The 231-nt window shown below is 68.0% G+C and carries 1 protein-coding gene; it reads right to left on the bottom strand.

Annotation, left to right across the window (positions count from 1 at the left end):
* Nucleotides 1-231 (bottom strand): aldehyde dehydrogenase family protein (locus tag RVY79_RS21810; protein ID WP_317466711.1); only part of this gene is annotated, 231 nt, incomplete at both ends.

Here is a 231-nt window from a genome sequence, read left to right as displayed (position 1 = left end):
CGCGCGCTCGGCCAGCACGGCCAGCGCAAATGCCGACAGCGGCGTTTCTTCCGACGGCTTGAGCACCATCGTGCAACCGGCCGCCAGTGCGGGGCCCGCCTTGCGCGTGATCATCGCCAGCGGGAAGTTCCACGGCGTAATGGCTGCCACCACGCCAATCGGCTCACGGGTGACGACAATCTGCGCGTTCGGCTTCGGGCTGGGGATCACGTCGCCGTACATGCGCTTGGC

The sequence above is a fragment of the Chromohalobacter sp. HP20-39 genome (assembly GCF_033052815.1).
In the GTDB taxonomy this organism is placed as follows: domain Bacteria; phylum Pseudomonadota; class Gammaproteobacteria; order Pseudomonadales; family Halomonadaceae; genus Chromohalobacter.
This window is presented reverse-complemented; position numbering and strand designations above follow the sequence as displayed.